Below are 20,013 nucleotides of genomic sequence, written 5' to 3' on the forward strand. Positions count from 1 at the left end.
ACACGCCATGACCACTTTCACCTCACCCACGAACACCGGCCGCCGTCGCCCGTTCAGCCGCCCCTTCAACTGGCGCCGCGCCATCGCCCTGACCCTCCTCACCCTTGCGATCGCCGTCAGCATCCTGCCCTTCTACTGGGTGCTGCGCACGGCCCTGTCCTCCAACGGCTCCCTCGCCGCCAACTCCGCCAACCTGCTCCCGGCCGACTTCAACCTGGGTGCGTTCAAGCGGGTCTTCGGCCTCCAGACTGCCTCCGAGGCCATCGCAGAAGGCGGATCCGGCGCCTCGATCAATTTCTGGCAGTACCTGTGGAACTCCCTGCTCTTCGCCGGCATCACGACAGCCTGCGCGGTGTTCTTCAGCTCCATGGCCGCCTACGCATTCTCCCGGCTGCGGTGGAAAGGTCGCGACGCGGTCTTTTCCCTGTTCCTTGCCACCATGCTCGTCCCGCCGATCTTCACCGCCCTGCCCAATTTCCTGCTCGTGAAGAACCTGGGCCTGCTCAATTCCATGCTCGGACTCGTGCTGCCGTACCTGTTCATGACGCCGTTCGCGATCTTCTTCATGCGCCAGTTCTTCCTGAACATGTCCAGGGAAGTGGAAGAGGCTGCGATGCTCGACGGCGCCAAGCACTGGCGGATCTTCTTCCAGATCATCATGCCCAACGCCGCTGCCCCGATCGCGACCCTGGCGCTGCTGACCTTCATGGGTCAGTGGAACGAATACTTCTGGCCCCTGCTCGTAGGCACCTCCGAGGAATCCAGGGTGCTCACCGTGGGACTGGGGGTCTTCAAATCCCAGTCCCCGCAAGGCGCTCCGGACTGGTCCGGGCTCATGGCCGCAACGCTCGTGTCCGCCACGCCCGTGCTGATCCTCTTCGCCATCTTCGGCAAACGGATCGTCAACTCCATCGGCTTCAACGGCACCAAATAGCTCTCTCCACCTGCTCACGCGGAAACCGGCATGCGCCGGCACGCACCCATCCAGTCCTGAAAGGACCAACCATGATGAACAAGAAGGCAATCGGCGCCGTCGCCGTCGCGGCAGCCGCCGTCCTCGCGCTGTCCTCCTGCTCCGGCGGAAACTCCGGAGGCAGTTCCGGTGGAGACTCTGCCAAGGGCGAGATCAACTACTGGCTCTGGGACGCCAACCAGCTCCCCGCCTACCAGCAGTGCGCAACCGACTTCACCAAAGCCAACCCGGACATCACCGTCAAGATCACCCAGACCGGTTGGGACGACTACTGGTCCAAGCTCACCAACGGCATGGCCTCCGGTACTGCACCGGACGTCTTCACGGACCACCTGTCCAAGTACCCGGACTTCCTCAAGACCAAGCAGCTGGTGGCCCTCGATGACGCAGTCTCGAAGGACAACGTGGACCTTTCCCAGTACAACGAAGGCCTCGCTGACCTCTGGGTGGGCCAGGACGGCAAGCGCTACGGCCTGCCCAAGGACTGGGACACCGTGGCACTGTTCTACAACCAGAAAATGGCCGCCGACGCCGGCATCACCCCGGAACAAATGGGCTCCCTGACCTGGAACGCGCAGGACGGCGGCACGTACGAGAAGGTCATCGCCCACCTCACGGTCGACAAGAACGGCAAGCGCGGCGACGAAGCCGGCTTCGACAAGGACAACGTTGCCGTCTACGGATTGGGCCTCCCGGGTTCCGATGCCGAGAACGCCGGCCAGACCCAGTGGAGCTACCTGTCGGCCACCACCGGCTGGACCACCACAGACAAGAACCCTTGGGGCACCCACTTCAACTACGACGACAAGAAGCTCCAGGACACCATCGGCTGGTGGGCCTCGCTCGCTGCGAAGGGCTACATGCCCAAGCTTGAAACCACCGTTGGCGCCAACGCCGCCGACAACTTTGGTGCAGGCAAGGCCGCCATCAACAGCAACGGCTCCTGGATGATCGGCCAGTACACCAGTTACAAGGGCATCGACCTCGGCATCGCCCCCACGCCCCAGGGCCCCGATGGCAAGCGCGCTTCCATGTTCAACGGCCTGGCCGATTCCGTGTGGGCCGGCACCAAGAAGAAGGACGCCGCCGTCAAGTGGGTGGAATACCTCGGCTCCGCCGCTTGCCAGGACGTCGTAGCTTCGAAGGCTGTTGTCTTCCCGGCCATCACCACCTCCTCCGAGAAGGCCGCAGACGCTTTCAAGGCCAAGAACGTGGACGTCAGCGCATTCACCCAGCATGTGAAGGACAAGACCACCTTCATGCTCCCGATCACGGACAACGCCTCCAAGGTTTCCGGAATCATGAAGCCTGCCGTGGACGCGGTGCTCGCCGGCAAGGCCCCGGCCAGCTCGCTGACAGCCGCCAACGAGCAAGTCAACGCACTCTTCGCGAAGTAGTAACAACCCTCCCGTTGTGGGGCCCGCTCTGCGCACTCTGACGCCCCTCAGGCGCGCAGAACGGGCCCCACAACTTTTTCGTCCAGGGCCCAGAGCCCACCCCAGCTGAAAGTGACTCACAACATGCAACCGCTCCATCTCCGTTCCGCAGGTACCAGCCTGGTGATCAGCACCCACCGTGGAGAGGCTGAGATCACCCACTGGGGAGCAGATCTGGGCGATTCCCTGCCGGACCTTGCCATCCTCAACGAACCCATCCCGCCGTCGTCCATCGACGCCAATGTCCCCGCCGGGCTCCTCCCCCAGGCATCGTCATCGTGGCAGGGCAGGCAAGGGCTCCGCGGCCACCGCATCACCGACGGCGTACCCGGCTTTGACTTCTCCGTTCGCCTGCGCGTGGTGCGTGCGACGACGGACGGCATCACCGCCGTCGTGCTTCAGTCAGATCCCGACGCCGGCATCTCGGTGACCAGCAACCTCACCTTGCACCCGGGCGGGCTTCTCGAAATGCGGCACACTGCCACCAACGACGGCTCGTCGCCTTTCCAGGTGGACGAGCTGGCAACCATGCTTCCGGTGGCGCCGGACGCCGTCGAACTCCTGGACCTGACCGGGCGCTGGTGCCGTGAACGGCACCCGCAGCGGCGGGCGATCCAGCAAGGAACCTGGGTCCGCACCGGACGCCACGGCCGCACAGGCCACGATTCGTCGCTGCTTCTTGCCGCCGGGACCGCGGGCTTTGGCAACCGCCACGGCAAAGTGTGGGCCACTCACTTGGCATGGAGCGGCAATCACGAGCAGTTTGCCGACAGCGTTGCCGATGGCCGGACCATGGTGGGTGGATCCGAGCTGCTTGGATCCGCTGAAGTCGTCTTGCAGCCCGGCGAAAGTTACACGACGCCTGCGCTGTTTGCTGCCTACTCGGACCGTGGGCTGGACGGCATCAGCGAGGCGTTTTACAGCTGGTTCCGCTCGCGTCCGCACCATGTGGGCACACCGCGCCCAGTGGTCCTCAACACCTGGGAGGCGGTCTACTTCGACCACAGCCTGGACACGTTGATCGAGCTGGCGGGTTCTGCTGCCGAGCTCGGTGTTGAGCGGTTCGTCCTCGACGACGGCTGGTTCCGGGGGCGTCGGTCCGACAACGCCGGACTGGGTGACTGGTACGTGGATGAGACTTTGTGGCCCGCCGGCCTCACTCCTTTGATCGACGCCGTGACGTCCCGCGGTATGGAATTCGGGCTCTGGGTGGAGCCGGAAATGCTGAACCTGGATTCGGACATTGCCCGTGAGCATCCCGAGTGGATCGTGGGCCCATCCGCTGCTTCGTACAAGGACGGCGGCCGGCTTCCGCTCGAATGGCGCCAGCAGCACGTCATCGACCTCGTCAATCCCGAAGCCTGGCAGTACGTCTACGACCGGATCGACACCCTGCTGCGCGAAAACACCATCAGCTACCTCAAATGGGACCAGAACCGGGATCTCCTGGAACACGGTCATGGCGGCCGCGCCTCGGTCCATGGGCAGACCTTGGCCGCCTACCGGTTGTTCGATGCCCTCCGGGCGGCGCACCCCACCGTGGAAATCGAGAGTTGTTCCTCCGGAGGCGCCCGCGTGGACCTCGGGATCCTGGAGCGGACGGACCGGATCTGGGCTTCGGATTGCAACGACGCCCTTGAACGGCAAACCATCCAGCGCTGGACCGGCCTGGTGGTTCCGCCCGAACTGGTCGGCGGGCACATTGGGCCGGCCACGTCCCATACGACCGGACGCACCCACGACCTTTCGTTCCGCGCCATCACGGCCTTGTTCGGTCACTTCGGGATGGAGTGGGACGTCCGCTCTGTCACGGGGGCTGATCGCGAGGAGCTCAAGCGCTTCATCGCCTTGTACAAGGAGCACCGCGCGTTGATCCACAGCGGGCGGATGGTGCGGGCCGACGTGCCGGACGAGTCACTGATGGTGCACGGCGTCGTGGCTTCGGAGCACGACGGCGGCACTCCAGCGGGTGCCACCGCGGCGCTTTTCGCTGTGGTCAAGACGGCGACGAGCTTCGCCGAGCGCATCGGGCGGGTGGCGATCCCGGGGTTGGATCCTCTACGTTCCTACCGGGTGGAGCTTCTGTTCCCGACCCCCGTCGATGCCGACTACGGGCACACGTTCATCGAGGCCAAGCCGGCACCGTGGTTGGCTTCCGGGGCAGAGGCTACCGGGCGGTTCCTGGGCGAAGTGGGGCTGCCGATGCCCGTCCTGAACCCGGAGCACGCAGTCCTCCTGCGTTTCACCGCCCTCTGACCCTCAATCACATCCCACGGGCTTCCCGGGAACCCTTACTCACATCCCACAGGCTTCCCGGGAACCCTTACTCACATCCCACGGGCTTCCCGGGAACCCTCACTCACAACCCACAGGCTTCCCGGGAACCCTCACTCACAACCCACAGGCTTCCCGGGAACCCTCACTCACAACCCACAGGCTTCCCGGGAACCCTCACTCACAACCCACAGGCTTCCCGGGAACCCTTACTCACATCCCACAGGCTTCCCGGGAACCCTTACTCACAACCCACAGGCTTCCCGGGAACCCTCACTCACAACCCACAGGCTTCCCGGGAACCCTCACTCACATCCCACAGGCTTCCCGGGAACCCTCACTCACATCCCACAGGCTTCCCGGGAACCCTCGCTCACCGGCAGGGGTTTAGACGGCCTCTGCCAGGTATTCGATGGCCAGCTTGTAGCCCAGGACCCCGGCACCGGCGATGACCGCGTTGCAGACGCCGGAGAGGTACGAGTGGTGGCGGAACTCTTCGCGCTGGTGGACGTTGGTGATGTGGACCTCGACGGCGGGCAGCTGCACCGCCGCGAGGGCATCGCGGAGAGCCACGGACGTGTGCGTGAAGGCCCCGGCATTGATGACGATTCCGACGGCGGTTCCGCGGGCTGCATGGATCGCATCCAGGAGGTCGCCTTCGTGGTTCGACTGCACGCAGTCAACGGTGAACCCGTGGGCAGCGGCTGCCGTCATGGCGAGTTGCTCGACGTCGGCCAGCGTGGAGGTTCCGTACTTCTCGGGTTCGCGCGTGCCCAGAAGGTTGAGGTTGGGTCCATTGATCACAAGGATGGTGCCGCGACCGGCTTCGGTGGCGGGGGTGGCTTCAGTCATGGCTCCCAATCTATAGCTGCTCGCGGGTGTCCGGGAATCACGACCAAAGTATGAGAGAGCACCAAGCTAAAACACTCACCATGTGAGAGAAGAGCCGCTACTTGCGGGTGCACTGCCCGGCGGAGACCGATTCGCTGAGTCCGGGAGCCTGGGCCGCTACCGGTTCCAGATCGGTCATGGTCAAGGCGAATCCCAGGGCGGCGTCCGTGGTGGTCTTGGCGAAGATCAGGCCCGCCACTTGGCCCTGCATCGTCAGCAATGGGCCGCCGGAGTTGCCCGGTTGAACGTCGCCGGCAAGCTTGTACACGAGCTCCGGGGAAGGATTGTTGCCATAAATGTCCGGCACCAAAATGGGCGAAATTCCTTGCACCGTGGCGGGCTTGGACTGGAACGGACCGCCATGCGGGTAGCCGGCGAAAGCGGCGGGGCTTCCGTCAGGCAGGTCCGGGCTCAGAGGCAGAGGGCTGGACTGCAGTCCATCCACGGCCAGGACCGCAATGTCCCGCTGGGGGTCGAAGTAGACCACGCGACCCGGCAACGCACTGCCGTCGGGAACTTCCACAACGGGTTGCGACACGCCCGCCACCACGTGCGCGTTGGTGACGACGCGCCCGGGCGATACTACGAATCCGGACCCGGTCTGGTTCTGACCGCATTCGAAGGCCGTACCGGCAATCTTCAGTACGGATTCCGCAGCTTGGTTCAACGCAGGGGTGTCCGTGGATGCATTGGGAACGGGCACGGGCGTGACGGGGCCGATGCCTTCAATGAGCTTCGGAATGCCGTCGCCGATCACCGTGGAGCGCAACTGCGCCATGGTGCTCTTGACCGGTGTGGGCGTGATGTTGTCGATGTAGCGGATGACGCGGGATTCCGCCAGCTGCTGCGACACGAACGGCACGCCCAGAGAACTGATGCTGAAGGCCAACATGGACATCACCAGCGCGGCAACCACCACACTCACGACGCCACCGATCAGTCGGTCCACGGCATGCAGCGGCTTGATCCGCACCGCGTGGCGGATTTTGCGCCCGATCATGGTTCCCAGCCCATGTCCCAACGCGATAAGTACGACGGCGGCACCCACCGTGGCGGTCAGCCTCCAGCCGCTGTCGGTCACCCAGTTGCTGACGAGAGGTACGGCAATGAACGCGGCGATGGCGCCAACAATGAATCCTGCAATTCCGCCCAAAGTGACCATAAAGCCGTTGCGCAGGCCATAGATCAGGTAGGACAGGAGCATCAAGATCAATGCCAAATCCAATATCGTCAAGCCAAACACCAATGCTCCTCATAGCCGGGTAGCGCCAATTGTAGTTGTGCACCCTGACAGCCAACCGTTAGTCACATCACCTCGGCAGGGCGGTCTTACGCCCCTTTCGTGCCGTCGTTTGGGGCCTGGAACGCCCCAAACCCGCGCCATTTCAGCGTTTCGCGTGCCAAGTACGTCACAGAAGCTCAAAAATTCTGAAACAATGGCTGGAGCGCCACGACCGAAACTTATATTCAGGAGATTTCATGGACATCGAGGTATTGCGCCGCGCACCCCTCTTCGCCACCCTTGACGACGACGCATTCCGCTTGCTGACGGACGAACTCACAGAGGTGGACCTTTCACGCGGGGCTTCCGTGTTCCGCGAAGGCGACCAGGGTGACCAGCTCTACTTCATCGTTTCCGGCAAGGTGAAGCTCGGCCGCACCTCCCCCGACGGCCGCGAGTCCCTGCTGGCCATCCTCGGCCCGGGCGAACTCTTCGGCGAAATGGCGTTGTTCGACCCCAGCCCCCGTACGGCAACGGCCACGGCTGTCTCCGAGACCCGCCTTGCCGGCCTGAAGAACGAGAGCCTGAACGCACTGCTTCGCACGCGTCCCGAGGTCTCCGCACAGTTGCTGCAGGCACTGGCCCGCCGCCTGCGCCGCACCAACGACTCCCTCTCCGACCTCGTCTTCTCCGATGTACCCGGCCGTGTGGCCAAGGCACTCCTGGACTTGGCCGACCGCTTCGGCCGCCCGGCCACCGATGGCGTCCTGGTTGCCCACGAGCTCACGCAGGAAGAACTGGCCCAGCTTGTGGGCGCTTCCCGCGAGACCGTCAACAAGGCCCTGGCCGAATTCGTCCAGCGTGGCTGGCTGCGGTTGGAAGCCCGCGCCGTCGTCATTCTCGACATGCAGCGCCTCCGCCAGCGTTCACGCTAAAGCGCAAGAAAAGCCGCCCCGGTTTGGAACCGGGGCGGCTTTTTTGTTGTCCAGTGAGTAAGCGTCAAGCTCAAGCACGCTGAACGTGAGTAAGCGTCAAGCTCAAGCACGCTGAACGTGAGCAAGCGTCAGCGTTCGCGCTGTGGCTCCCCCGCGACGGTCTTGGCGGCTTCGACTTCGAGCATCAGAATGCCGCCCTCGTCCACCAGTTTGGGCTGGTAGACGTGGGCTTTGCGCTTGTAGCTCAGGTACGCGATGCACCCGTTGGCGTGGGCCATCTTTTCCAGCATGATTTCGGAACCCGGCACCAAAAGCTGCCCAAGGGCCAGGCCCACAGTGTTTGGCTGGGCGATTTCGTCGCCAAGGGCAGACGTCTCGCGGAGGGCAATGGCCTCTGCCGCGGACACCCATCGGCCCCACACCCCTTTGCTGCCAAGGATGCTGGGCTGCTGGTTCACCGGCACGGTTGCGGCAAAGTACCGGGTGTTGAAGCGGGTGTGCGCAAAGTCCGGGCTGAGCCAGTTAACCAGCGGCTTCAGCAGATCCGTCCGCAGGGAAAGCCCACGCTTGGTGAGCATCTCCGTGAAGGACTTCTCCTGGGAGGCCACGGCTTCGCGGGCACGCATCCAGTCCACAGTGGAGTTGGCCTCCACTGTGGAGGAAGCGTCGGGTCCGGCCAACAGGACACCCGTTTCTTCGAACAGTTCACGGATGGCACCCACCACATGACGGCGGGCGAGTCCGACGTCGTCTGTTCCCATCTGCTCAGCCCAATGCTGGGGTGAGGGGCCTACCCAACCGACGGGGTCGTCGTCGGACGGGTCCAGGGAACCGCCCGGGAACGCCACAACGCCCAACGGCGAGGAGCCTGGCCTGTATCCAAGCCAGGTCTCCAAGCCGGAGGGCGAGTCGCGCAGAAGAACAACGGATGATGCGTAGCGGGCGGCCCTGGGGGTCCGCTCGCCGAGTTCAAGCCAGTTTTGTGCTGCCCCCTCAAGTTCGGGAGGGAGGACAAACAATCGGCGGGCAAGCTGCGGCAATTGGGTGAACCGGTTCCTTAGCTGAATTCAGCGATGAGCTCGACCTCTACGGGAGAGTCGAGGGGCAGCACGGAAACGCCGACGGCGGAACGTGCGTGGATGCCGGCGTCGCCGAATACCTGTCCGAGAAGTTCCGACGCACCGTTGATGACGCCGGGCTGGCCGGTGAAGGTGGGTTCGGAGGAAACGAATCCGACGACCTTCACGATGCGGGTTACGCGGTCGAGGTCGCCGATGACGCTCTTGACGGCAGCCAGTGCGTTAATGGCGCAGACGGCGGCGTAGCGCTTGGCTTCTTCGGGATCAACAGTTGCCTCGTCCGAGGCACCCAACTCGCCCAAGGACACCTTGCCCGTAGCTTCGAGTTTGCCGTTAATAAAGGGCAACTGTCCGGACGTGTAAACGTAGTTGCCAGAGACGACGGCAGGGACGTAGGCGGCTACGGGGGCGGCGACCTCGGGAAGGGTCAGTCCGAGCTCGGCGAGACGCTGCTCAACGGCCGACGTCGGGGCGCCGGATTCCGCGGGAGAGGTGGTTTCTGCGGGGGTGGTCATGGTTACTGCTTCTCCCTCTTAAGGTATGCGACAAGGCCCTTGCCATCGGGGCCGCCGACAACCTGGACAAGCTCCCAGCCGTCCTCGCCCCACTGGTCCAGGATCTGCTTGGTGGCGTGAATAATGAGCGGAATCGTGGCGTACTCCCATTTGGTCATGACAGAAAGCCTAGCCCTTGCCGGTAAACTGGAAAACATGGTGACTCGCAAGAACCCCATATTCGATACTGCCACCACCCTCGGAAAGATTTTAGGTTTCCTTGGCGTGAGTGCGATCTGTGGCGTCCTGGTGGCGGGACTTTTGGTCCCCGCCGCTGCCGTCTCGGGCAGTGCCGCAAGTGGTTCAATCCAGTTCTTTGACACTCTGCCGGCGGAGCTCCAAGTGGATCCGCCCAGCCAGAACACCACGATCCTGGCGAAGGACGGTACGCCGATCGCCTCGATCTACGCAGAGAACCGCACCAAAGTTCCGCTGGATTCCATGAGCCCGTTCATCAAGGACGCTGTCATCGCCATCGAGGATAGCCGTTTTTATGAGCACGGCGGCATCGACACCACCGGCATCATGCGAGCACTGGTGAGCACCGCCCGCGGCAACAAGCAGGGTGCGTCCACCATCACCCAGCAGTACGTGAACAACGTCATCAACGAGTCACTGGTGGCGTCGGGCAAGGGTGACGACGTCCTCCTCAACGGTGTTAACAAGGGCGTTGGCGACAAGCTCCGCGAAATGAAGCTCGCGATCGCCCTGGAGAAGAAGTTCTCCAAGGAGCAGATCCTTGAGGGCTACCTCAACATCGTGTTCTTCAACCGCGATGCCTACGGCATCGAAGCTGCGTCCAAGTTCTTCTTCAGCACCACCGCCAAAGACCTGACGCTTCCCCAGGCTGCGCTGCTTGCCGGCCTGGTCAACAGCCCGTCTGCCTTCGATCCGATCACCAACCCGGACAACTCGAAGATGCGGCGCGACCTTGTCCTGAACGCCATGCTGGCCCAGAAGAAGATCACCCAGGCCCAGTACGACGAAGCTGTCGCCACGCCCGTGACCACCAAGGTAACCCCGGCCCGCCAGGGTTGCGCCTACGCCACCATGGCTCCGTACTTCTGCGACTATGTTCTGCACCTCCTGCTGAACAACCCGGCTTACGGTGACACCACGGAGGAACGCGAAAAGCGCGTTATGCGCGGCGGCCTGACCATTCAGACCACGCTCGACCCGACCGCCCAGAACGTAGCTCAGCAGCAGGTTGACGCCACGGCGGGTGCCAACCCGGACAAGTGGGGCGCCTCAATCGTCTCTGTCCAGCCGGGCACGGGACAGATCGTCAGCATGGCTCAGAACACCGTGTGGCTCCCTCAAGAGGGCAAGTTCGATCAGACCCAGAACTTCAACGTGGACGTCCTTGACGCCAACGGCAATGACCTCAACGGCATCGGTGGATTCCAGCCCGGTTCCACGATGAAACCCTTCACGTTCGCCCAGTGGCTGAATGAGGGGAAGTCGATGGAAACCACCATCAATGCTTCCAGACGGAACTATCCGCAGAACTTCCCGTGGAAGAACACCTGTCCGACGCCAGTCGACGGTTTCTACGACAGAAACGTGCCTGGCAGTTTCGACCTTCAGAACTCTGACGAGGGTTACTACAGGAACATGACGGTGCTGTACGGCCTCATGAACTCGATCAACACTGCAACGTTCGCCTCTGCCTCACAGGTTGATCTCTGTGGCATTCAAGGGATCGTAGACGCCACCGGCATCCACGGAGGGCTCCCAACCCGAGACGGCACCGGCAAGGTCACGGATCCAAACCCGCAGGTGCCTATGACTCGACTGTCTAACCTGATCGGTGCAACCCAGACCGCCCCCCTGACCATGGCCGCAGCTTTTGCAACCTTCGCAGCAGATGGGAAGTACTGTGCACCCATCGCCATCACTTCGGTAAAGGACCAATCCGGCGCTGATCTTCCGGCCCAGTCGTCCAGTTGCAAGGACGCCGTGAAACCTGAGGTAGCCCGGGGCGTGGCCTACGCCATGGGCAAGGTGCTGGATCAAGGTTCCGGCTCGCTGATCCGCCCTGCCTTGAACTCCAAGAACTTCCCTGTTGCCGCCAAGACCGGCACCAACGACTCGAACGGCTCCACCTGGGTTGTTGGCTACACCACCGGTCTCGCCACAGCGTCCTGGTTCGGAGACCCGTTGGGTGACCAGTCGCGCTACGGACGCAATCTCACTGTCAACGGCAAGTTCTACGAGTTCGTTGACGGTTACATGATCGCCGGCCCGCAGTTCACCAACTACATGTTGGCCGTCGCTCCGGCCTACGGCACCAACCCGTTCCAGCAGCCGCCGTCCAACCTGACTGGTGCGCCGACACCGCAACGCAACAACACGCCGTCGAACACCACGCCGTCCGCGCCGAAGCAGGCACCAAACCCCGCGCCGTCCACCGGAACCGGCAACAACGGTAACGGCAATGGAAACAGCGGCGACGCCCCCGGCAAGGACTAACGAGTGACGTTCGCTGATTCACTGGCAAACCGCGCCCGTTCCTTCGGGCGCGGTTTTGCCGTCACTGCAGCAGTCGGCGCAGCCGCAGGTACTGCGGCTGCCGCCTACGGGTGGTGGGAGAAGGACCAGTTCGAGGTACGCCGCGAAACGTTGCCGATTCTCCCTGAGGGCTCGGCACCCCTTCGTGTCCTGCACCTGAGCGACATCCACTTTGTCCCCGGCCAAGTCAAGAAGACGCAATGGCTGCATTCCCTGGCGGACCTCAAACCCGATCTTGTAATCAACACGGGCGACAACTTGAGCCACACCAAGGCCATTGACCCCCTCATCCAGGCCTTGAGGCCCCTGATGGAGTTCCCCGGGGTCTTCGTTCCAGGTTCCAACGACTACTACGCGCCGCGGATCAAGAACCCGGCGGGCTACTTCCGTGGTCCTTCGAAACCTAAAACCGAGCCCCTCCAGCTCGACTGGCCCAAGCTCCGCTCCGCCTTCGGCATGAGTGGCTGGATCGACCTCACCAACCGTGCCCAGTCTGTGGTCCTCAACGGCCTGCGGTTCGATTTTTCGGGCGTCGACGATCCCCATTTGGGGCGCGAACGCTACGCCGGCTGGCCCCGCGGCACCGTGAACCAGGATGCCCGGCCGCACCTCAAAGTCGCCGTGATCCACGCTCCCTACCAACGCGTGCTGGACCACTTCACGCAGGCGGGCGCTGACCTGATCATCGCCGGTCACACGCACGGTGGCCAGATCTGCGTCCCCGGCTACGGCGCTTTGGTCTCCAATTGCGACCTCCCCACGTGGCGCGCCAAGGGCCTCCACGATTGGGAAAGCAACGGATTCACGACGCCGGTGAACGTCTCGGGCGGCATCGGCACCTCGCGCTTCGCCCCGGTCCGCATAGCGTGCCGCCCGGAGGCTGTACTGCTGACGCTCACGCCACGCAACTGAACCTCGCGCAGCATTACGAATCCCAATAACTGGGTCAAACATTTCACCTGGGGTGCGTGGTCCTGTGAAACGAATCACGCCATGGCATAGGGTAGTTGCTACGGGAAACTACCTCCGCACCATCTGAAGATCCAGCTGTTGAGAAGCGGGCATGTCCAAGCAAACCTCATTTTTCACCTCCGTCGGCCGCCTGTACCCTCACGTACGGCCCATCCTCCCGCGCCTATTCATGGGCCTGATCTGCGCTTTGCTGGCCAGCATTGTCGCGCTCACCATCCCGCAAGTCCTGCGGGTCTTGGTCAACAACTCCTTGCAGCCCGGCGGTTCCACGGACGCCGTCTGGATTGCCGCCGTCGTGATCCTTGCTCTGGGCATCGCCGAAGCAGGACTGGTGGCCTTGCGCCGCCAGTTCGTGATCAACCCGGCCACCACCGTGGAGACCCGGATGCGCGTGACCCTTTACGGGCACCTGCAGGAGCTCACGGTGGCGTTCCATGACCGCTGGGGTTCCGGGCAGCTGCTCTCCCGCGCCATGACGGACCTCAGCTTCCTGCGCCGTTGGATGGCGTTCGGCGCGATCATGCTGGTGGTCACGACGCTGACGGTGATCATCGGCGTCGGCGTGATGTTCTCCATGAGCTGGCAGCTGGCGCTCATCTTCCTCGCCGCCGCGGTGCCGATCATGATCAATTCCTTCCGGTTCCGGCGGCGCTTCAGCCTGGTGGCCCGGCTCAGCCAGGACCAAGCCGGCGACCTCGCCACCACCGTGGAAGAATCCGTCCACGGAATCCGCGTCCTAAAGGCGTTCGGACGGAGCCGCGAGGCACTGGAGAACTTCAATGGCCAGGCCGAGGAACTGCGCCAGACGGAGATCGCGAAAGCCAAGCAGCAGGCCGGTTTCACCTTGGTGGTGACACTGCTGCCGGAACTCGCCTTGGGTGTCGGGCTGGTGGTTGGCGTCATGCTCGCCGCGAGCGGTCAGCTCAGCATTGGTGCCTTGGTCGCCTTTTTCGCGACCGCAGCCGTGGTGGCTACCCCGGTTGAATTCTCCGGCATGCTCTTGGCCATGGCGCTCACGGCCAAGACCGCGCTGGACCGGCATTTCGAGGTCATGGACACCGAGAACACCATCACCTCCCCGGAGACGGCCGTGGTGCCGGAAACCGTCAAGGGTGCCTTGCGCTTTGACCATGCGGGTTTTGGGTTCGACGACGGCGGCACCCTCCTGCACGACATCACCCTGGACATCCGTCCCGGCGAAACCATGGCCCTCGTGGGCATCACGGGAAGCGGCAAGAGCGCGCTGCTTCAACTGGTCCCCCGCCTGTACGACGTCACCTCCGGTGCAGTAACCATCGACAGCGTGGATGTCCGCGACTTCGACATCGACGAACTCCGCAAGGTGGTTGCAGTGGCGTTCGAGGACACCACGCTCTTCTCCAGTTCGGTGCGTGACAACGTGCTGCTTGGTGCATCCGATCCCAGCGACGCAGCCTTGGACGAGGCATTGGATGTGGCGCAGGCACACTTTGCCTACTCCCTGCCGGACGGCGTGGACACCCTCATCGGAGAGGAAGGCCTGAGCCTGTCCGGTGGCCAGCGGCAGCGCATCGCCCTGGCCCGCGCCATCGCCGCCAAACCGAAAGTCCTGGTGCTGGACGATCCCCTGTCGGCATTGGACGTGAATACCGAGGAGCGCGTGGAAGCCCGCTTGCGTGAGGTCCTGCGGGAGACCACCACGCTGATCGTGGCGCACCGTCCCTCCACCGTGGCGTTGGCCGACCGGGTGGCCTTGCTCGAAAACGGGACCATCACCGCCGTCGGAACCCACACGGAACTGCTGGCCGAAAACGACCACTACCGTTACGTCATCGCCAGCCTGGATGCCGGTCCGAAGGACCTTGATACAGAACTGGACGAACTCGAAGAAGCTGAGGAGGCCCGCCGGTGAGCGCCACCACCTTTGGCACCGCCAACGAGGACAACACCCACCTCAGCAAAGCAGACAGCAAAGCCGTACGACGCCGGTCACTCGCCTTGCTTGCCTCGCTGATCCGCCCGGTGCGGTTGCGGTTTTGGCTGACGATCGTGATGGTGGTTGTTTCGCAGCTCACCCGCGTAGCGGGGCCGGCACTGATCGCTTTTGGGATCGACAACGCCTTGCCGGCACTTCAGGCAGGCGACAACGGGCCCTTGGTGCTGGCTGGGTCCCTCTACCTGGCCGCTGCGATCGCCACGGCCGGAATGACCGCGCTCTACGTGACCTCCACGGCCCGGTTGAGCCAGGCGATGCTCCTGGACCTGCGGCTCCGCGTTTTCCGGCACACCCAGCGCCTGAGCCTGGAATTCCACGAGAAGTACACCTCGGGACGCATCATCGCCCGGCAAACTTCGGACCTGGAAGCGCTGCGAGAGCTGTTGGATTCCGGGGTTAGTTCGCTCGCCTCCGGCATGCTGTTCATGCTGTTCACGGCATTCACGGTGTTTGCCTTGGATTGGCGGAGTGGCCTGATCATGCTCGCGGCCGGTGTCCCCATGTTCTTCCTGGCGCGTTGGTACCAGAAACACTCGCAGATCGCGTTCCGGGAATCCCGGGTGGTCTCCGCCCGGTTGATCGTGCACTTTGTGGAGACCATGACGGGTATCCGTGCTGTGAAGGCGTTCCGCAAGGAGCGCGAGAACGCGGACCGCTATGGCCAACTGGCTGAGGACTACCGCAAGAACACTGTCCGCTCCATCAACCTGAACGGCATTTTCCAACCCGGACTGGTGCTGATCGGTAACGTGTGCGTGGCTGTGGTCCTGCTGTTTGGCGGCTTCCGGGTGCTCAGCGGCGACCTCGCAGTAGGCGTCCTGCTCGCCCTGATCCTCTCCACCAAACGCTTTTTCCAGCCGGTGGACCAGATGGCCATGTTCTACAACTCCTTCCAGAGTGCCCAGGCAGCGCTGGAAAAGGTGTCCGGACTCTTGGAAGAAGTACCCACCGTCCGTCCGCCGAAAAACCCGGTGCCTCTGAAAAGCTCACGCGGGGAGATCGACTTCAAGGGAGTGGAGTTCGGCTACAGCGACGGCCAGTTGGTTGTTCCTACCTTGGACCTGCACATTCCGGCCGGGCAGACGGTTGCCTTGGTGGGACAGACAGGTGCCGGTAAGTCCACGCTGGCCAAGCTGGTGGCCCGCTTCTACGATGTCACGTCCGGCGCCATCACCTTGGATGGGGTGGACCTGCGGGATCTGGCGACGACGGACCTCCGCCGGGCCGTGGTGATGGTGACCCAGGAGGCCTTCCTCTTCAGCGGTTCGGTTGCCGATAACATTGCTTTGGGTCGCCCCGAGGCTTCCCGCGCCGAAATCGAAGCCGCCGCCGCAGCAGTTGGTGCGCACGAGTTCATCACGAGCCTGCCCGAAGGCTACGACACGGACGTCAACAAGCGCGGCGGCCGTGTGTCGTCGGGTCAACGGCAGCTCATCGGTTTTGCCCGGGCCTTCCTTGCCGCGCCGGCCGTGTTGATTCTGGACGAAGCTACATCCTCCCTGGACATTCCTTCCGAGCGGATGGTCCAGCAAGGACTGGCTCATCTCTTGGAGGGAGTCGCAGGCGGGAACGCTGCCCGAACGGCCATCATCATTGCCCACCGCCTTTCAACCGTGGAGACGGCCGACCGGGTGCTGGTGGTCCACGACGGGCGTATCGTCGAGGACGGGACGCCCGCCGAGCTGATCAGCGGCGGCGGACGCTTTGCGCAGTTGCACGGGGCTTGGCGGGACTCACTGGTGTAGTCGTGGTGCCGGGTGCGGGTGTGGCGAGGGACACCCTCTCCCCGATTTCGCATCACGGGACGTTTCGGCTATTCTTGAACAGTTGCTTTCGCAGCGGATCGGGATGTAGCGCAGCTTGGTAGCGCGCTTCGTTCGGGACGAAGAGGTCGCAGGTTCAAATCCTGTCATCCCGACCAAACACGAAAATGGCGTCGAGAAATCGGCGCCATTTTTTGTTGCCATTTCTGTCCAAGTCCAGCCGCTTTCGTCGCGGTTATCCACAGGCTGCGCTTTTCTGTTGGCACGGGAGAACGCTGTCACTACGCTGTCAAGGGCCAGCGCAGCATCCTGGCGCCATCGACATCGGGTTCTAGGAAATCGCAGAACGGGCAGGGCCAGAGAATGCAGACAGAATTTATCCAACTCATCGTCGTCCTGGGCGCCATGGGAGCCCTGCTCATCGTCATGGGGTCGATCTGCATCAAGGGCAAGCTCCCCATGAACTCCCTGATCGGGATCCGTTTGCCGGCCACCACGGTTTCCGAGGAAGCGTGGATTGCGGGCCACAAGGCAGCAGGTCCCTACGTGATCATGGGAGGCATCTGCTCTGCTGCAGGTGCGGCGGCCATACTTCTGTTTCCCACGCTGGACCCGCCAACCCTGGCTTCGATCACCGCAGCCGGGGTGGTGCTGTTCATCGTCGTTGCGGCCTTTGTGGCTTCGGGTGCTGCCAAACGTGAATCGTTGAGCGAATGAATATTCCCGGCGCCATTGCACGCCAAAATGGGCAAAAGTAAAACCCCGGGGCATCGCTCGTCACGCCCCGGGGTTTTACTAACTACAATTGATTTACATTGGATCCGGCCAGTTACCGATGGACATCGGCGTATAGGTGGTGTCCGCTGACTTGGTCGGCGCAGCAATGCGCATGGGATCAGGCCAGTTGCCGATGGCGCTTACGGTGGAGGAGTCTGCTGCCGAAGCGGCAGAGACGACTGCGGGAACTGCAACCGTGGCGGTCAGTGCGCTTGCCAAGGCCACTGACGCGAAGATTTTCTTGAACATGATGTACCCCAATGCGAGTCGGATTCGTTACGGAAATTGCGCGGTCCCTGTTGACATACATTGTAAAATGTTTTCCACAGAGACTGTCAAGGTTTTGGTCAAAAGACACCTGTAGGAGGGACCCGTGGGAAACGGATTCGGCGAGAAACTACGTGCCGAACGGCTCGAACGCGGGTTAACGCAGGCAGAGCTCGGCAAGAACCTTTACTCGCCCAGCTACATTTCACTGCTGGAAACCGGCAGGCGCGAACCTACGGCAGAGGTCATCGAAGAGCTGGCCCGCCGGCTGGAACTGGCTCCCAAAGCGTTGGAAGCGTGGAGCCAACCCGTCTCCGTCAGCGATGCCGAGTACGTCCTGGCCGGCCTGTACGCCCGCCAGGCGTGGGACCTGCGGGACTACCAACTCGCCGCGAGCCACGCCGCCACCGCAGCACAAATAGCCCTCGAGGCCAAGAACAACAGCGCCTGGTGGAACATGACCTATATGCAGGCCGAGTGCGTGATGAAGCAAGGCCAGCTCAAGGAATGCCAGCAGATCGTTGAGCACCTGCTGGAGCACCCCATGGCCACCGAATCCGCCGGCCTCGGAGTACGCGCCTGGCAGATGCTTGCCGCCGTGTGCCACGGACAAGGGCAGCTGGCCACCGCCGTCGAGCATGCCAAGCAGGCAGTGAAGCTCAGCGAGCAACTGCCCAAGGGCTCCACCCTCATCATTGGCGCGCACCGCGCGCTGATCGGTGCATTGGCTGAGAGCGGCAAGCTGGATGAGGCCTGGGAGTATTGCCTGGCGATGATCGAGCACATGGACGAACATTCCATGTCCCAGTTGGCCGGTGAGGTCGCGTGGGTGGTGGGCAACGTCGCTTTCATGCGCCACGACTACGTGGAGGGCATCAAACACCACGAACGCGCCGCCAAACTGCTCTCCCCCGCCAATGACATCGAGCTGTGGGCCCGCTTCAACAAGGCTTCGGCAGCGGTACGCCTGTCTTCCGGCATCGTGGAACCGGAAACCCTGTCCGCCATTGAACGTGCAGAACTCGCGCTGTCGATCGTCGGAGGCAACAAGACGGACCAGTTGGAGGTCGCTTTCATCCGCGCCCGGTGGCTCTATCTCACCGGCGACATTCCGGCCGCCGTCGAGAAACTCCGCGAAATCCATACCGACCGCAAGGTCTTGGCCCGCCACACGGCCGGCGAAGTTTCACTGCTGTTGGGTAAGTCGTTGAAGGCCGCAGGAGAAGCGTCGGAAGCTCTGAAGTTCCTGGAGGAAGCCCAGCACGACTTCAGCGCCGCGGGAGCCTCTGACAGGGTCCAGCAAGCCATGGACGCCGTCCTGGAGATCCGCCTGGCCGAGCGCCGGGCTGCCAAGGAACACTCCCAAGCCTGATTAAACAAGTGAGTCGCAGTTCATGCCGTTGAGAGAACTCAAAACGACATGAACTGCGACTCAGTTGGGTGCTTTACGCGAACGTGCGGCCCGTGAGCTTCTCGTAAGCCTCCACGTAACGGGCACGGGTGCGCTCCACGACGTCGGCGGGAAGTGCCGGCGGCGGGGTGTCCGAGGACCTGTCCCAGCCGGATTCGGCGGAAGTCAGCCAGTCACGGACGTACTGCTTGTCATACGAGGGCTGCGACTTGCCGGGCGCGTACGTGGACGCATCCCAGAACCGCGAGGAATCCGGCGTAAGGACCTCATCCCCAAGGGTGATCACACCGGTGGCGGCGTCGATACCGAATTCCACTTTGGTGTCGGCCAGGATGATGCCGCGTTCACGGGCGATCTCCTCGGCGCGGGTGTAGATCTTCAGCGTGAGCTCGCTCAGGCGGGCAGCAATGTCATCGCCCACCATCGCCACGACGTCGTCGTAGGTGATATTGACGTCGTGCTCGCCAACCTCGGCCTTCGCAGACGGCGTGAACAATGCCTTCTCCAGGCGGGAGCCATCAACCAGGCCCTCAGGCAGCGGGATCTCGCAGACGGTGCCGTGTTCCTTGTACTCGGCCAGGCCCGAACCCGTCAGGTAGCCGCGGGCGATGCATTCCACCGGGAACATGTCCAGCTTCTTGCAGATCATGGCCCGGCCCTCGACCTCGGCAGGCACTCCGCCTTCGACTGTTGAGGCCAGCACGTGGTGCTCAACGTCCAACTGCTCGAACCACCACAGGCTCAGCTGGGTCAGGACGCGGCCCTTGTCCGGGATCTCACTGCTGAGGACGTGATCGTAGGCGCTGATGCGGTCGCTGGCGACAACCAGGACGCATTCCTGGCCGATCTTCTCCGTGATCGCTTCATCGGCGGGGACGTAGAGGTCCCGGACCTTGCCGGAGTAGACGTGGGTCCAACCAGGGAGATCCAGGGTCTCGGTCTCGAAACCGCCTGCGGGAAGGGATTCAGTCAT

The 20,013-nt window shown here is 63.0% G+C and carries 17 protein-coding genes and 1 tRNA gene; 11 read left to right on the plus strand and 7 right to left on the minus strand.

Annotated elements, in window-relative coordinates:
• Positions 1 to 7 precede the first annotated feature (7 nt).
• From HMI60_RS16135 to HMI60_RS16145, 3 genes are all read left to right on the plus strand, one after another.
• Positions 8 to 934 (plus strand): carbohydrate ABC transporter permease, encoded by a 927-nt coding sequence (locus HMI60_RS16135; RefSeq protein WP_039242850.1) that lies wholly within the window; start codon positions 8 to 10, stop codon positions 932 to 934.
• A gap of 71 nt (positions 935 to 1,005) precedes the next feature.
• Positions 1,006 to 2,370 (plus strand): sugar ABC transporter substrate-binding protein, encoded by a 1,365-nt coding sequence (locus HMI60_RS16140; RefSeq protein WP_018777045.1) that lies wholly within the window; start codon positions 1,006 to 1,008, stop codon positions 2,368 to 2,370.
• A 123-nt stretch (positions 2,371 to 2,493) separates the two neighbouring features.
• A complete protein-coding gene (locus HMI60_RS16145; protein WP_193589977.1) occupies positions 2,494 to 4,665 on the plus strand; it encodes an alpha-galactosidase in 2,172 nt (723 codons plus the stop codon).
• A 405-nt stretch (positions 4,666 to 5,070) separates the two neighbouring features.
• Here the strand turns inward: HMI60_RS16145 and aroQ are convergent, their stop codons facing one another.
• On the minus strand, positions 5,071 to 5,535 hold the full coding sequence (gene aroQ / locus HMI60_RS16150) for a type II 3-dehydroquinate dehydratase (protein ID WP_018777047.1): 465 nt from the start codon (positions 5,533 to 5,535) through the stop codon (positions 5,071 to 5,073).
• A 97-nt stretch (positions 5,536 to 5,632) separates the two neighbouring features.
• Entirely contained in the window at positions 5,633 to 6,817 is a 1,185-nt protein-coding gene (locus tag HMI60_RS16155; protein ID WP_018777048.1) for a MarP family serine protease, read from the minus strand.
• 236 nt (positions 6,818 to 7,053) lie between these two features.
• Here HMI60_RS16155 and HMI60_RS16160 point away from each other — a divergent pair, with 236 nt between their 5' ends.
• The gene (locus HMI60_RS16160) at positions 7,054 to 7,731 is read left to right on the plus strand and encodes a Crp/Fnr family transcriptional regulator (RefSeq protein ID WP_011775987.1); all 678 of its coding nucleotides are present in this window, start codon (positions 7,054 to 7,056) and stop codon (positions 7,729 to 7,731) included.
• Between the two features lie 128 nt (positions 7,732 to 7,859).
• Here HMI60_RS16160 and HMI60_RS16165 read toward each other — a convergent pair whose 3' ends face one another.
• From HMI60_RS16165 to HMI60_RS16175, 3 genes are read right to left on the minus strand one after another with little or no spacing between them, the layout of a single operon-like run.
• Positions 7,860 to 8,771: an NUDIX hydrolase gene (locus HMI60_RS16165; protein ID WP_018777049.1), complete on the minus strand. Its 912-nt coding sequence runs from the start codon at positions 8,769 to 8,771 to the stop codon at positions 7,860 to 7,862.
• Positions 8,772 to 8,788: 17 nt separating this feature from the next.
• Positions 8,789 to 9,325: a RidA family protein gene (locus HMI60_RS16170; RefSeq protein ID WP_018777050.1), complete on the minus strand. Its 537-nt coding sequence runs from the start codon at positions 9,323 to 9,325 to the stop codon at positions 8,789 to 8,791.
• A gap of 2 nt (positions 9,326 to 9,327) precedes the next feature.
• Positions 9,328 to 9,483, minus strand: a complete 156-nt coding sequence (locus tag HMI60_RS16175) for a DUF4177 domain-containing protein (RefSeq protein WP_011775990.1) — start codon at positions 9,481 to 9,483, stop codon at positions 9,328 to 9,330.
• 37 nt (positions 9,484 to 9,520) lie between these two features.
• Between HMI60_RS16175 and HMI60_RS16180 the strand changes: the two genes are divergently transcribed.
• The 6 genes from HMI60_RS16180 to HMI60_RS16205 all read left to right on the plus strand — a co-directional run bounded on the left by HMI60_RS16180 (position 9,521) and on the right by HMI60_RS16205 (position 17,302).
• Complete coding sequence (locus HMI60_RS16180) at positions 9,521 to 11,836, plus strand: transglycosylase domain-containing protein (RefSeq protein ID WP_035733280.1); 2,316 nt, start codon at positions 9,521 to 9,523, stop codon at positions 11,834 to 11,836.
• 3 nt (positions 11,837 to 11,839) lie between these two features.
• Positions 11,840 to 12,787 carry a metallophosphoesterase gene (locus HMI60_RS16185; protein ID WP_193589978.1) on the plus strand — a complete coding sequence of 316 codons (948 nt, stop codon included), beginning with the start codon at positions 11,840 to 11,842 and terminating at the stop codon, positions 12,785 to 12,787.
• 151 nt (positions 12,788 to 12,938) lie between these two features.
• Positions 12,939 to 14,738: an ABC transporter ATP-binding protein gene (locus HMI60_RS16190; RefSeq protein WP_018777053.1), complete on the plus strand. Its 1,800-nt coding sequence runs from the start codon at positions 12,939 to 12,941 to the stop codon at positions 14,736 to 14,738.
• Positions 14,735 to 16,567 carry an ABC transporter ATP-binding protein gene (locus HMI60_RS16195; RefSeq protein WP_018777054.1) on the plus strand — a complete coding sequence of 611 codons (1,833 nt, stop codon included), beginning with the start codon at positions 14,735 to 14,737 and terminating at the stop codon, positions 16,565 to 16,567. Before HMI60_RS16190 ends, HMI60_RS16195 begins: the two co-directional genes overlap by 4 nt.
• Before the next feature lie 99 nt (positions 16,568 to 16,666).
• Positions 16,667 to 16,743 (plus strand) — tRNA-Pro (locus HMI60_RS16200).
• Positions 16,744 to 16,948: 205 nt separating this feature from the next.
• On the plus strand, positions 16,949 to 17,302 hold the full coding sequence (locus HMI60_RS16205) for an SdpI family protein (protein ID WP_193589979.1): 354 nt from the start codon (positions 16,949 to 16,951) through the stop codon (positions 17,300 to 17,302).
• A 93-nt stretch (positions 17,303 to 17,395) separates the two neighbouring features.
• Here HMI60_RS16205 and HMI60_RS16210 read toward each other — a convergent pair whose 3' ends face one another.
• Positions 17,396 to 17,611 carry a hypothetical protein gene (locus tag HMI60_RS16210; protein ID WP_018777056.1) on the minus strand — a complete coding sequence of 72 codons (216 nt, stop codon included), beginning with the start codon at positions 17,609 to 17,611 and terminating at the stop codon, positions 17,396 to 17,398.
• Between the two features lie 124 nt (positions 17,612 to 17,735).
• Here HMI60_RS16210 and HMI60_RS16215 point away from each other — a divergent pair, with 124 nt between their 5' ends.
• Positions 17,736 to 19,001, plus strand: a complete 1,266-nt coding sequence (locus tag HMI60_RS16215) for a helix-turn-helix transcriptional regulator (RefSeq protein ID WP_018777057.1) — start codon at positions 17,736 to 17,738, stop codon at positions 18,999 to 19,001.
• A 73-nt stretch (positions 19,002 to 19,074) separates the two neighbouring features.
• Here HMI60_RS16215 and HMI60_RS16220 read toward each other — a convergent pair whose 3' ends face one another.
• A complete protein-coding gene (locus tag HMI60_RS16220) occupies positions 19,075 to 20,013 on the minus strand; it encodes a phosphoribosylaminoimidazolesuccinocarboxamide synthase (protein WP_193589980.1) in 939 nt (312 codons plus the stop codon).

The organism is Paenarthrobacter sp. YJN-D (genome assembly GCF_015040335.1).
GTDB lineage: Bacteria > Actinomycetota > Actinomycetes > Actinomycetales > Micrococcaceae > Arthrobacter > Arthrobacter nicotinovorans.